The sequence below is a fragment of the Pseudaminobacter sp. Soil_N_29 genome (genome assembly GCF_057656055.1).
Genome location: NZ_JBDGLC010000004.1, coordinates 234,610 through 247,775, shown reverse-complemented (window position 1 = coordinate 247,775; position 13,166 = coordinate 234,610). Strand labels below are relative to the sequence as shown.

At 61.7% G+C, this 13,166-nt stretch carries 12 protein-coding genes and 3 tRNA genes; 3 read left to right on the top strand and 12 right to left on the bottom strand.

The window, feature by feature from the left end; genetic code table 11:
- Positions 1–111 precede the first annotated feature (111 nt).
- The 11 genes from rpoB to AC3A4H_RS11855 all read right to left on the bottom strand — a co-directional run bounded on the left by rpoB (position 112) and on the right by AC3A4H_RS11855 (position 10,052).
- Positions 112–4,248, bottom strand: a complete 4,137-nt coding sequence (rpoB, locus tag AC3A4H_RS11905) for a DNA-directed RNA polymerase subunit beta (protein WP_487766865.1) — start codon at positions 4,246–4,248, stop codon at positions 112–114.
- 212 nt (positions 4,249–4,460) lie between these two features.
- Positions 4,461–4,838, bottom strand: coding sequence for a 50S ribosomal protein L7/L12 (rplL, locus tag AC3A4H_RS11900; RefSeq protein ID WP_348779459.1), 378 nt, complete (start codon positions 4,836–4,838; stop codon positions 4,461–4,463).
- Between the two features lie 55 nt (positions 4,839–4,893).
- Positions 4,894–5,412 (bottom strand): 50S ribosomal protein L10, encoded by a 519-nt coding sequence (gene rplJ, locus AC3A4H_RS11895; protein WP_348779458.1) that lies wholly within the window; start codon positions 5,410–5,412, stop codon positions 4,894–4,896.
- Between the two features lie 354 nt (positions 5,413–5,766).
- Positions 5,767–6,465, bottom strand: coding sequence for a 50S ribosomal protein L1 (gene rplA / locus AC3A4H_RS11890; RefSeq protein WP_487766864.1), 699 nt, complete (start codon positions 6,463–6,465; stop codon positions 5,767–5,769).
- A gap of 4 nt (positions 6,466–6,469) precedes the next feature.
- Positions 6,470–6,898 (bottom strand): 50S ribosomal protein L11, encoded by a 429-nt coding sequence (rplK, locus tag AC3A4H_RS11885; RefSeq protein ID WP_487766863.1) that lies wholly within the window; start codon positions 6,896–6,898, stop codon positions 6,470–6,472.
- A 160-nt stretch (positions 6,899–7,058) separates the two neighbouring features.
- Positions 7,059–7,586, bottom strand: coding sequence for a transcription termination/antitermination protein NusG (gene nusG, locus AC3A4H_RS11880; RefSeq protein WP_348779455.1), 528 nt, complete (start codon positions 7,584–7,586; stop codon positions 7,059–7,061).
- 28 nt (positions 7,587–7,614) lie between these two features.
- Positions 7,615–7,818 carry a preprotein translocase subunit SecE gene (gene secE, locus AC3A4H_RS11875; RefSeq protein WP_348779454.1) on the bottom strand — a complete coding sequence of 68 codons (204 nt, stop codon included), beginning with the start codon at positions 7,816–7,818 and terminating at the stop codon, positions 7,615–7,617.
- Between the two features lie 296 nt (positions 7,819–8,114).
- Positions 8,115–8,190 (bottom strand) — tRNA-Trp (locus AC3A4H_RS11870).
- 291 nt (positions 8,191–8,481) lie between these two features.
- Positions 8,482–9,657 carry an elongation factor Tu gene (gene tuf / locus AC3A4H_RS11865; RefSeq protein WP_348779465.1) on the bottom strand — a complete coding sequence of 392 codons (1,176 nt, stop codon included), beginning with the start codon at positions 9,655–9,657 and terminating at the stop codon, positions 8,482–8,484.
- Positions 9,658–9,864: 207 nt separating this feature from the next.
- Positions 9,865–9,938 (bottom strand) — tRNA-Gly (locus AC3A4H_RS11860).
- Between the two features lie 29 nt (positions 9,939–9,967).
- Positions 9,968–10,052, bottom strand: a tRNA-Tyr gene (locus tag AC3A4H_RS11855).
- A 198-nt stretch (positions 10,053–10,250) separates the two neighbouring features.
- Between AC3A4H_RS11855 and AC3A4H_RS11850 the strand changes: the two genes are divergently transcribed.
- A complete protein-coding gene (locus tag AC3A4H_RS11850) occupies positions 10,251–11,111 on the top strand; it encodes a TrmH family RNA methyltransferase (RefSeq protein ID WP_487766862.1) in 861 nt (286 codons plus the stop codon).
- Between the two features lie 111 nt (positions 11,112–11,222).
- On the opposite strand, the gene AC3A4H_RS11845 is transcribed toward AC3A4H_RS11850, so the two are convergent.
- The gene (locus AC3A4H_RS11845; RefSeq protein WP_487766861.1) at positions 11,223–11,390 is read right to left on the bottom strand and encodes a hypothetical protein; all 168 of its coding nucleotides are present in this window, start codon (positions 11,388–11,390) and stop codon (positions 11,223–11,225) included.
- Positions 11,391–11,623: 233 nt separating this feature from the next.
- On the opposite strand from AC3A4H_RS11845, the gene AC3A4H_RS11840 reads away from it, so the two are divergent.
- Both AC3A4H_RS11840 and AC3A4H_RS11835 read left to right on the top strand, forming a co-directional pair.
- Positions 11,624–12,310, top strand: a complete 687-nt coding sequence (locus AC3A4H_RS11840; RefSeq protein WP_487766860.1) for an outer membrane protein — start codon at positions 11,624–11,626, stop codon at positions 12,308–12,310.
- Positions 12,311–12,472: 162 nt separating this feature from the next.
- Positions 12,473–13,045 carry a transglycosylase SLT domain-containing protein gene (locus AC3A4H_RS11835; protein ID WP_487766859.1) on the top strand — a complete coding sequence of 191 codons (573 nt, stop codon included), beginning with the start codon at positions 12,473–12,475 and terminating at the stop codon, positions 13,043–13,045.
- Positions 13,046–13,166: the final 121 nt, after the last annotated feature.

Here is a 13,166-nt window from a genome sequence, read left to right as displayed (position 1 = left end):
AAGCGCCGCCGCTACGCCGACGTTACGGATCCATGCGTGCGGCCGGGGGAACCGGCCAGAATTTCCGGCGGCAACGCCGCGGAACCGGAGTTCCGCGGCGCGCCGTGCTTTTTACTCGGCCGCGTCGGGCAGCTGAGCCGGCGTCTCGTTAAAGCGAGTGTTCTCCAGTTCGACGTTGAGACCCAGCGAGCGCATTTCCTTGACGAGAACGTTGAAGCTCTCGGGAATGCCTGCCTCGAAGGAGTCGTCGCCCCGCACGATCGCCTCGTAGACCTTGGTACGGCCGGCCACGTCGTCCGACTTCACGGTCAGCATTTCCTGCAGCGTGTAGGCGGCGCCGTAGGCCTCGAGCGCCCAGACCTCCATTTCACCGAAGCGCTGGCCACCGAACTGCGCCTTGCCGCCCAGCGGCTGCTGGGTGACGAGCGAGTACGGTCCGATCGAACGCGCGTGGATCTTGTCGTCCACCAAGTGGTGAAGCTTGAGCATATAGATATAGCCCATCGTCACCTTGCGGTCGAACGGCTCGCCGGTGCGTCCGTCGTAGAGCTGCGACTGGCCGCTCGTGTGCATGCCGGCGCGTTCCAGCATCTCGTTGATGTGGACTTCCTGCGCACCGTCGAAGACCGGGGTCGCAATCGAAACGCCGCGCTTCATCTGCTCGCCAAGGCGAACGATGCTCTCGTCGTCGAAATTGCGGACCGGCTCGTTGCGGTCGTTGTCCGGCATCAGGTTCTCGATCTCGGCCCGCAGCGGCTTGATGTCTCCGCCCGCCTTGTAGGCGTCGATCAGCTCGCCGATCTTCCTGCCCATGCCTGCGCAGGCCCAGCCCAGATGCGTCTCCAGAATCTGGCCGACGTTCATGCGGCTCGGCACGCCCAGCGGGTTGAGCACGATGTCGGCATGCGTACCGTCCTCGAGGAACGGCATGTCCTCGACCGGAACGATGCGCGACACCACGCCCTTGTTGCCGTGACGGCCGGCCATCTTGTCGCCCGGCTGCATCTTGCGCTTCACGGCCACGAAGACCTTGACCATCTTCATGACGCCCGGGGGCATCTCGTCGCCGCGCTGCACCTTCTCGACCTTGTCCATGAAGCGCTGTTCGAGCGCCTTCTTGGAGTCGTCGTACTGGCCGCGCAGAGCCTCGAGCTCGCTCTGGAGCTTCTCGTCCTCGACGGCGAACTGCCACCACTGCGACCGCGGATAGTCCGCCAGGACTTCCCTGGCGAGCGTGGTGCCCTTCTTGAAGCCCTTCGGCCCGGCAATCGCGTCCTTGCCCGCCAGCATGTCGCTCAGGCGGCTGTAGACGTTGCGGTCGAGAATGGCTTGCTCGTCGTCGCGGTCCTTGGCGAGACGCTCGATCTCCTCGCGCTCGATCGCCATGGCGCGTTCGTCCTTCTCCACGCCGTGGCGGTTGAAGACGCGAACTTCGACGACCGTGCCGTAGGCTCCGGGCGGCATGCGCATGGAGGTGTCACGCACGTCGGACGCCTTCTCGCCGAAGATGGCGCGCAGAAGCTTCTCTTCCGGCGTCATCGGGCTTTCGCCCTTCGGCGTGATCTTGCCGACCAAGATGTCACCCGGCTGCACTTCCGCGCCGATATAGACGATGCCGGCTTCGTCGAGGTTCTTCAGTGCTTCTTCCGAGACGTTCGGAATATCGCGCGTGATTTCTTCAGGCCCGAGCTTCGTGTCACGCGCCATCACTTCGAATTCCTCAATGTGGATCGAAGTGAAAACGTCGTCGGCGACGATGCGTTCCGACAGGAGGATGGAGTCCTCGTAGTTGTAGCCATTCCACGGCATGAACGCGACGAGCACGTTGCGGCCGAGAGCCAGATCGCCCAGGTCGGTCGACGGACCGTCAGCGATGATGTCGCCCTTCTCGATCCGGTCGCCCATCTTCACCAGCGGACGCTGGTTGATACAGGTGTTCTGGTTCGAGCGCTGGAACTTCATCAGGCGGTAGATGTCGACGCCGGACTTGCCCGGATCGAGGTCTTCCGTCGCGCGGATGACGATACGGGTCGCGTCCACCTGGTCGACGATGCCGCCGCGGCGGGCTGCAATGGCGGCACCGGAATCACGCGCCACCACCGGCTCCATGCCGGTGCCGACGAACGGCGCCTCGGCGCGCACCAGCGGCACGGCCTGACGCTGCATGTTCGAGCCCATCAGAGCGCGGTTGGCGTCGTCGTTTTCAAGGAACGGGATGAGCGCTGCGGCAACCGAAACGAGCTGCTTGGGCGACACGTCCATGAGGTCGACGTTTTCGCGCGGGGCCATCATCACTTCGCCGGCGTGGCGGCAGATGACGAACTCGTCGACGAAGCCGCCATTCGCGTCGAGTTCGGCGTTGGCCTGGGCGACGTAGTGCTTGGCCTCTTCCATCGCCGAGAGATAGACGACGTCATAGGTGACCTTGCCGTCGACGATCTTGCGATACGGGGTCTCGATGAAGCCGTACTTGTTGACGCGAGCGAAGGTGGCCAGCGAGTTGATCAGACCGATGTTCGGGCCTTCCGGCGTCTCGATCGGGCAGATGCGGCCGTAGTGCGTCGGGTGCACGTCGCGCACCTCGAAGCCGGCGCGCTCGCGGGTCAGACCGCCAGGTCCAAGCGCCGAGAGGCGACGCTTGTGGGTGATCTCCGACAGCGGGTTGGTCTGGTCCATGAACTGCGAGAGCTGCGAGGAGCCGAAGAACTCGCGCACGGCGGCGGCCGCCGGCTTGGCGTTGATCAGATCCTGCGGCATGACCGTGTCGATCTCGATCGAGGACATGCGCTCCTTGATCGCGCGCTCCATGCGCAGCAGGCCGACGCGGTACTGGTTCTCCATCAGCTCGCCGACGGAACGGACGCGGCGGTTGCCGAGATTGTCGATGTCGTCGATCTCGCCCTTGCCGTCGCGCAGGTCGACCAGCGTCTTGACCACGGCCAGGATGTCTTCCTTGCGCAGCACGCGCACGGTATCCGGGCAGTCGAGGTCCAGGCGCATGTTCATCTTGACGCGACCCACGGCCGAGAGGTCGTAGCGGTCGGCATCGAAGAACAGCGAGTTGAACATCGCCTCTGCGGTGTCGATCGTGGGCGGCTCGCCCGGGCGCATGACGCGGTAGATGTCAAACAGCGCGTCCTGACGGCTCTCGTTCTTGTCGGCCGAAAGCGTGTTGCGGATGTAGCCGCCGACATTGATGTGATCGATGTCGAGGACGGTGAATTCCTCGGCGCCGGTCGAAAGCAGCGTCTTCAGCGTCTTCTCGTCGATCTCGTCGCCGGCTTCGAGGAAGATCTCGCCGGTGCGATAGTCGACGATATCCTCGGCCAGATAGCTGCCGAAGAGGTCGTCCTCGGTGGCCTTGATGGCCTTGAGGCCCTTCTCGGCGAGCTGCCTGGCCTGGCGGGCGGTGATCTTCTTGCCGGCTTCGACGACGATCTCGCCGGTGTCGGCGTCGATCAGGTCGTCAACCGCCTTGAGGCCCTTGAAGCGCTCGACGTTATAGGGAACGCGCCAGTGGTCGCCGGAGCGCTTGTATTCGATCTTGTTGTAGAAGGTGGAGAGGATTTCCTCGCCGTCCATGCCCAGCGCCATGAGCAGCGACGTCACCGGGATCTTGCGGCGGCGGTCGATGCGGGCGTGCACGATGTCCTTGGAATCGAACTCGATGTCGAGCCACGAGCCGCGATAGGGGATGACGCGCGCGGCAAACAGCAGCTTGCCCGACGAGTGCGACTTGCCCTTGTCGTGGTCGAAGAAGACGCCCGGCGAACGGTGCATCTGCGAGACGATGACGCGCTCGGTGCCGTTGACGATGAAAGTGCCGTTGGAGGTCATGAGCGGCATGTCGCCCATGTAGACATCCTGCTCCTTGATGTCCTTGATCGACTTGGCGCCGGTATCCTCGTCGATATCGAACACGATGAGGCGCAGCGTGACCTTGAGCGGTGCGGCATAGGTCAGGTCGCGCTGGCGGCACTCGTCAACGTCGAACTTCGGCGCCTCGAATTCGTACTTGACGAATTCCAGCATTGAGGCGCCGGAGAAGTCGGAGATCGGGAAGACGGACTTGAAAACAGCCTGCAAGCCTTCGTCAGGGCGACCGCCAGCCGGCTCTTCGACCATGAGAAACTGGTCGTATGATGCCTTCTGAACCTCGATGAGGTTCGGCATCTCCGCAACTTCCGGGATGTTTCCAAAGAATTTGCGTACGCGTCTGCGGCCATTAAAAGTCTGGGTCTGGGCCATCGTCGCTCCTTGCTGCCTCTCTTGGGGCGCGGCCTCTCGCGCCTTGCAATTCCTGACCGCGCATGCGCGGTCTATCCGAAACGGGTGAAAACCCGTTTCCTGAAGGCCGTAATCGGCCCTCAGGAAAGAGGTTTTCCAGACACTTTCACGTTACGTCCGGTTTCGGCCGGACTGGCGGACGGCCCAGGGGCCGCCCGCCAGAAGCGTAACGCTTACTTCAGCTCGACCTTGGCGCCAGCAGCTTCCAGCTGAGCCTTGATCTTCTCGGCGTCGGCCTTGGCAACGCCTTCCTTGATCGGCTTCGGAGCGCCTTCGACCAGGTCCTTGGCTTCCTTGAGGCCCAGGCCGGTGATGGCGCGGACTTCCTTGATGACCTCGATCTTCTTGTCGCCGGCAGCAGCCAGGATGACGTCGAATTCGGTCTTCTCTTCGGCCGGAGCAGCGGCAGCAGCGCCACCGGCAGCAGCGGCGACGGCGACCGGAGCGGCAGCGGAAACGCCCCACTTCTCTTCCAGCATCTTCGACAGCTCAGCCGCCTCGAGGACGGTCAGGGCCGACAGGTCTTCTACGATCTTGGCGAGATCAGCCATTTTTCAGTTCCTTATTGAAAGTTCGAACAATTGTTGATGACAGCGAGGAACGGCCTCATGCCGCCTCGTCCTTCCGGGCGTAGGCGCCAAACACGCGGGCAAGCTGACCTGCCGGTGCGTTGACGACCTGGGCGATCCGGGTTGCAGGCGTGCTGATCATGCCGACCAGACGTGCACGCAGCTCGTCGAGCGAAGGCAGGCTTGCGAGAGCCTTAACGCCTTCCGCGTCGAGAGAGGTCGCACCCATGGCGCCACCGAGAATGACAAGCTTGTCATTGCCCTTGGCGAATTCGGATGCGATCTTCGGTGCAACAACCGGATCTTCCGAATAGGCAACGAGGGTCTGTCCGGTGAACAGGCCCTGAATGCTTTCGGATTCCGTGCCCTGAAGAGCGATCTTGGCGAGGCGGTTCTTCGCGACTTTGACGGTGCCACCGGCTGCGCGCATCTTCGACCGAAGGTCGTTCATTTGCGAGACGGTGATGCCGGCATAGTGGGCCACGACGACCGAACCGGCGTTCGAGAACGCTTCGTTCAGATGCGTGACGAGCTCGCGTTTTTCCGCTCTATCCACTGCCTATCTCCAGTTGACAGCCATTCTTGCGAACGACTGCCGGGTTGCCTTTTGCCGGGCAGGCCATCCAGAAAATTCCGGATCACCCGAACGGCGCTCGAGGATCCTGCCCCCTTTCACCGCACCGGACAGCCCGGATGCAAGCAAAAGGCAAACTACGGTTCGAACCTTCCATTGGAGCATTCGCTCCGTTGTCTGGTCTTCACCCGTCTCATGCAGGCTCATGTGAATTAAGGCGAGCCGCCTGCAATCTCGGACAGGATACCCGGAAGCGTTGCCGCTTCCGGTATCCGGCCCCGAAGGGCCGGAATTGCGCGGGATCAGGCCCTTACGGCCGGATCCCAATTCAACCTATCAAGCCGTGGCCAGGGTCGAAAGATCGACCTTCAGGCCAGGTCCCATCGTCGACGACAGCGAGACCTTCTTGACATAGACGCCCTTGGCGCCCGTCGGCTTGGCCTTGTTCACCGCATCGGCGAAGGCGCGGACGTTCTCTTCCAGCGCCGAGGTATCGAACGACACCTTGCCCACGCCGCCGTGAACGATACCGGCCTTTTCGACGCGGAACTCGACGGCACCGCCCTTGGAGGCCTTGACCGCGCCGGCGACGTCGGTGGTCACGGTACCGACCTTCGGGTTCGGCATCATGCCGCGCGGGCCGAGAACCTTACCGAGGCGGCCGACCAGCGGCATCATGTCCGGGGTGGCGATGCAGCGATCGAAGTTGATCTCGCCCTTCTGGACGATCTCGACCAGATCCTCGGCACCGACGACGTCCGCACCGGCGGCGCGGGCTTCGTCAGCCTTGGCATCCTTGGCGAAAACGGCGACGCGAACGGTACGGCCAGTGCCATTCGGCAGATTGACCACGCCGCGGACCATCTGGTCGGCGTGACGCGGGTCAACGCCGAGGTTCATCGAGACTTCGATGGTCTCGTCGAACTTGACCGACGAACGGTCCTTGAGGATCTGGATCGCCTCGCCCAGGGTGTAGGCCTTGTCGAAATCGATCCCGTCGCGGGACTTGGCTACGCGCTTTGCAATCTTTGCCATCGTCTTAGCCCACCACTTCCAGGCCCATCGAGCGGGCGGAACCTTCGACCATGCGCATCGCCGCTTCAACGTCGGCGGCGTTCAGGTCCTTCATCTTGGCCTGCGCGATCTCGCGCACCTTGTCGCGAGAGATCTCACCGACCTTCGCCTTGCCCGGCTCCTTGGAGCCCGACTTCAGGTTGGCGGCCTTCTTCAGGAAGTAGGCCACCGGCGGCGTCTTCATGACGAAGGTGAACGACTTGTCCTGATAGTAGGTGATCACCACCGGAATGGGCGAACCCTTTTCCATTTCCTGCGACTGCGCGTTGAACGCCTTGCAGAATTCCATGATGTTGATGCCGCGCTGACCAAGCGCAGGGCCGATCGGGGGCGACGGCGTCGCCGAACCCGCAGGGACCTGAAGCTTGAGCTGGCCCACAACTTTCTTAGCCATCTCTATCTGCCTTGTCTTTGAGCCGGGATGACCCGGCGGTTGCAGTTTGGTGGTTCGAACGAGCGCAGCCGGCTAAAACTGCACCATCCTCCCACCTCCTCGACGGCAGGACTTCCTGCCGCCAGCCCGCGCGCCAAACCGGCGGCGAGCCAGATTCGGATCAGCCCTTTTCGACCTGTCCGAATTCCAGATCCACGGGCACAGCACGCCCGAAGATCGAAACCTCCACCTTGAGCCGCGCCCGCTCCTCGTCCACTTCCTGGACGAAGCCATTGAAGGACGCGAAGGGACCATCCGACACGCGGACCTGCTCGCCGATCTCGAAAGTGACGGAGGGCTTCGGCCGCTCGACCCCTTCCTGCACCTGATGCAGAATGCGATCGACTTCCTTGTCACTGATCGGCACCGGCTTGGAATCGCCAAGGAAACCAGTGACCTTGGGCGTGTTCTTCACAAGGCTGAACACCGCGTCGGAGAGATTGGCCTTCAGCAGCACATAGCCCGGGAAGAACTTGCGCTCGGCGTCGACCTTGCGACCGCGACGGACCTCCACGACCTTTTCGGTCGGCACGACGATCTGCTCGATCTGGTCGCTCAAACCCTTCTGGCGAGCCTTGTGCTCGATGTCCTCGGCGACCTTCTTCTCGAAGTTCGAGTAAGCGTGGACGATGTACCAACGCGCAGCCATTGCAAGACTTCTCCGTATTCGCCGGTGTTCAGTGACCAAGACCGAGGAGCAACCCGACCCCGAGCGCCATGAGCTGATCGGCCGCGAAGAAAAAGATCATCGCAAGAATCGCAAACAACACGACCATGACAGTCGAGATCACCGTCTCGCGCCGCGAGGGCCACGTCACCTTGGCCGTCTCCGACCGCACCTGCTGGAGGAAGGTAATTGGGTTGGTGGTTTTTGACGCCATCTGCCGCTCTGTTTTCAAGAACCCGGAGAGACCGAGCCCTGGATACTCCCGTTGGCCGGGAAGTGCCTGCCTGGTTTCGGACCCTTGCGCGAATCAGCGCAATATTCCGCCCATGCATTTCGGGCGCGTAAAGCCGGACCTCCAGCTCGACGCGCCGCGTGTCTGTTGTGTCTAAATAAGACCGATTCTCGACACATGCAAGTGCCTAAAATCCACCTTACCTGCTGTGCGTGCTTTGCAGAACCATTCAATCGTCCTGCGATCACTCTAGCGACAATGCGGTCCGACCGCGACGCTGGCAGGGGCAGAGGGGCTCGAACCCCCGACCTGCGGTTTTGGAGACCGCCGCTCTACCAACTGAGCTATACCCCTATCGCGGCTGCTTCATTTCACAAAGCCGGCGGCGTTTCAAGAGCTGTCTTCATTTTCCGTCACATCATTTTCCGGCACCGCCGCAAAGCCTGCGCAGAGCCGCGGTTTGTGCCGCTCGCGCCTGTGGAAAGCCGATGTGAACGTGACCCACCGGAGCCGTCAGGGGCTCACACGCCGAATCGCGCCGGTGTCGGCAAAAGAATCGTTGGAGCCGAGCGGCCTACCCCGGGACCACTCCAAAAAGAAAAGGGCGGCCGAAGCCGCCCTTCCCTGGTAGCAGTTTCCTGCAACTTATTCCGTGATCGAGACCACGACGCCGGCGCCGACGGTGCGGCCGCCTTCGCGGATGGCGAAGCGCAGCTTCTCTTCCATGGCGATCGGCACGATCAGTTCCACGTCCACCGTCACGTTGTCGCCGGGCATCACCATCTCGGTGCCCTCGGCCAGCTGCACGATGCCGGTCACGTCCGTCGTGCGGAAGTAGAACTGCGGACGGTAGTTGGTGAAGAACGGCGTGTGGCGGCCACCCTCTTCCTTGGTCAGGATGTAGGCCTCTGCCTTGAACTTCTTGTGCGGCTTCACCGAACCCGGCTTGCACAGCACCTGGCCGCGCTCCACGTCCTCGCGGCCGACGCCGCGCAGCAGCGCGCCGATGTTGTCGCCGGCCTGGCCCTGGTCGAGCAGCTTGCGGAACATCTCGACGCCGGTGCAGGTCGTCTTGGCGGTCGGGCGGATGCCGACGATCTCGAGTTCCTCGCCGACCTTGACGATGCCGCGCTCGACGCGACCGGTCACCACGGTGCCGCGGCCCGAGATCGAGAACACGTCTTCGATCGGCATCAGGAACGGCTGGTCGATCGGGCGCTCCGGCGTCGGCACATAGGCGTCAACCGCCGCCATCAGCGCGCGGATGGCCTCTTCGCCGAGCTTCTTGTCCGAATCTTCCAGAGCGGCCAGCGCCGAGCCCTTGATGATCGGAATGTCGTCGCCGGGGAACTCGTTCTTCGACAGCAGCTCGCGGACTTCCAGCTCGACCAGTTCGAGCAGTTCCGGGTCGTCGACCTGGTCGCACTTGTTCAGGAACACCACGATCGAGGGCACGCCGACCTGGCGGGCGAGCAGGATGTGCTCGCGGGTCTGCGGCATCGGGCCGTCGGCGGCCGACACGACCAGGATCGCGCCGTCCATCTGCGCGGCACCGGTGATCATGTTCTTCACATAGTCGGCGTGGCCCGGGCAGTCGACGTGGGCGTAGTGGCGGTTCTCGGTCTCGTACTCGACGTGCGAGGTCGAGATGGTGATGCCGCGCGCCTTCTCCTCCGGAGCGGCGTCGATCTGGTCATAGGCCCGGAAATCGCCGAAAAACTTCGTGATCGCAGCCGTCAGCGACGTCTTGCCATGGTCAACGTGACCAATCGTGCCAATGTTCACATGCGGCTTGGTGCGCTCAAATTTACTCTTAGCCATTGCTTACTTTCCTTGGCGGCAGGGCTTCAGTTGAGGTTCGAATGCGGGGCGATTAGCGACAATGGCCAAAAAACACAAGAGTCTTTTGCCCAAACGGTGCCAGCCCACCCAGGACACCGCATCGGCGCCGCAGATGGAGCAGAGAATAGGACAATTCCGCCGGCATTATAAGATGCTGCCTGCAACGGGTTCCGTGAGCGGAGCCTTTGGAGCGGGTAGCGGGAATCGAACCCGCGTATTCAGCTTGGAAGGCTGCTGCTCTACCATTGAGCTATACCCGCAACTTCCCTTCGTGGCTCCAGGCCGGCAGTGGTGGAGGAGGTTGGATTCGAACCAACGTAGACTGAGTCAACGGATTTACAGTCCGTCCCCTTTAACCACTCGGGCACTCCTCCGTACTGCTTTGCCGGAGCCATGCAACGAGGCATTCGACCGATTTCGGAACCGGGAAAAGTCCCGCTCGTCAATCTGCGATGCGCTTATGGCGACAAGGTCAGACACTGTCAACCGCGCCATCGGCAATTTCGATAATTTATCACACAGCTTTCGCCGTTGGCATATCCAAAGGCTCACACCCCGGCTATAGAGCGCTCATGAGCAACGAAAAAAAGCCCGGAACGCCCAAGGATACGCACTACGCCAAGCTTCGGCGCGCCTATCGCGACCAGAAGAGTGGTGGAAAGCCGGCTCATCGCCCGCGAGCCAATATCCCGCCCGGCGAAGCGGCGGCCGAGGGCCTGCTGCGCCTCTATGGCCTGCACACCGTGCGCTCAGCGCTGGACAATCCGCGCCGCGAGATTCGCCGTATGCTGGTGACCCGCAACGCGCTGGAGCGGCTGGAGATCGGCGACAGGTCCCTGCCCTTTCCCGTGGAAATCGTGGAGCCGCGCGACATTGACAAGATCACCGGCAGCGACGCCGTGCACCAGGGCGTGATGATCGAGGCGGCTCCCTTGAAACCAAAAGCCTTGTCGGCGCTTGGCGAGACGCCGCTGGTGCTGGTGCTCGACCAGGTGACGGACCCGCATAATGTCGGCGCGATCATCCGTTCGGCCGTGGCTTTCGGCGCCGGCGCCCTGATCACCACCTCGCGCCACAGCGCGCAGGAATCAGGGGTGCTGGCCAAATCGGCCTCTGGCGCGCTGGAGCACATCGACCTGATCGAAGTGCGCAATCTCGCCGAAGCGCTCGGCGAACTGCACGAATCGGGCTTCCAGACGATCGGGCTTGATTCGGAGGGCCCGGCGGAGCTGGAAAAGACATTTTCCGGCGAGCGAATCGCGCTCGTGCTCGGTGCGGAAGGAAAAGGCCTGCGCCACAAGACGCGCGAGACGGTGCACAAGCTGGCCCGGCTCGACATGCCGGGCGTGATTCACTCGCTCAACGTGTCGAACGCGGCGGCGATCAGCCTCTATGCCGCGCGAAAGCACCTGGCCGGTGTGAAGCCGAACTAGCCTCAAGAGATCGAGAATCACGACGCGATTCTTCTGCCCTCCTGACCGGAGGATCGGCGGCACTGCGCCTAAGCTGGCAGCGCTGCCGGCGCCCAGCATTGCGCGGCGCGCTCAACCCATTCCGGTGATGTGGCGAAGCCAGAAGGCGAGCACAATGAAGGCGATCGCGGCGGTCACTCCGGTCCAATCGATGTTCGCCGTCTTCAACATCCGAAACAGCTTGGCCAGCAGGAACCAGACCATCGCGGCCAGAAGCGCAAGTGCGAAGATGCGGATCATCCTGAGCCTCCCCGCGAAATAACGTGCTTGGCCGGATGTAGGAAGTGTGACGTAAGATGTTAAGAACCCAAGCCAAACGAGGCGGAAGATCAACCAGCTTGAGCTGATAAAGCACCCGCTTCTATTGTTGCAATAACGCAACTTTATCTGCTTTATTACGAATTATTGCATTAGACGCTTCACAAACCCGTCACCCCAAGCAAAGATCTCCCATTGTTTTAGCGGGGGCCTCAATGAAAAACGCCCTACTGACTTCCGTATTCATCTGCGTGTTTTCTGGACACTCCCTTGCAGCCGACATGATTGAACCAATTGTTGCTGCTCCATATAATTGGACAGGCGGATATATCGGCGCGCAGCTAGGATATGCTTGGGCTAGTTCTCGGTTCGAGAATTCTTGGACTGACTATTCGGACCTCGATCCGCGCGGAGGTTTTGGCGGAATTTACGGCGGCTACAATTATCAGTTTCCGAACGATGTCGTTATTGGCCTGGATGCCGACATCAACGCCGCGGATATAAGAAGACACAGTGATTATTACTTATCAGGCGTACTCGCCGAGACCTACGCGATGTCCTCGAAGATCAAATGGACCGGCGCTATACGGGCACGACTTGGCTATGCGGTGGACCGTTTCCTCCCCTACATCGCCGGCGGCTACTCTGCAGCCGAGTTCGAGGTCCGGCTTCATGATGGCTTCTTAAATCGCGAAGTCTCGCAGAAGGACACCAGGAGTGGCTGGAACATCGGCGCCGGCCTGGATTGGGCTGCCACCGACAATGTGATACTACGGGCCGAGTATCGCTTTACGGATTACAGCAGAAAGAACTTCGACGACTTCTGGGGCAATGAAGAAGGGTGGAGTAGAATTAAACTGAGGACCAACGATATTCGTCTGGGCATTGCCTATAAATTTTAGTGGTGAACTGACATCGCCGACCCCGGCCTCCGCGCCGGGTTTCTTTTTGCGACGCGCCCGTTGCGACGCGCCCGCTTGGATCCGCCCAGGCGCAAGTCGAGCGCCGCCCGTTAAATTTTGATTAAATTTTGCAGCCTACGAGTCTCGCGAAAGCGAGGTTCAATGAAGCGCGTCCTGTTTCTTGTCGCGCTCCTGGCGCTCGGGAGCTGCGCAACCGCTCCGTCGCGTATCAACGACGTGTGTGCGGTGTTCGATCAAAGAGATGGCTGGTTCAACAGCTGGCATGGCGCGGCAAAGAAGACTGAGCGCGAGTTCGGCGTGCCCGTGCCGATCCTCATGGCCACGATCTACGCCGAGTCCGGCTTCAACCCCTACGCTCGGCCGCCCCGCAAGAAACTGCTCGGCTTCATTCCCTGGACGCGCGCCTCGACAGCCTATGGCTATTCGCAGGCGCTGGACGGCACATGGTCGCGCTATCGGGCAGAGACCGGGCGCGCATACGCAAGCCGTACGAATTTTGCCGACGCCATCCACTTCGTCGGTTGGTATCACAGCACCAGCAGCCGCGTGAACGGCATAGGGCGCGATGACGCCTACAACCTCTATCTGGCCTATTACATGGGTCACTCCGGCTACGCGCGGGGCAACGCAAACGCCACTGCGCAGCAGGGCGCCCGCCGGGCGACCACCATGGCAACCAAATACGCCGCGCAGTTGCGCTCCTGCGGCCGCTGAGGGCACCGCCCGCGCACGATCCGGACGCCGTGTCTTCGTTTCGAGGACACTGCGTTTCCCGAATGCGACATGTTGCGCAATGAAATTTCTTGAAATGTCCGGTCGCAAGGCTCTAGGGGTG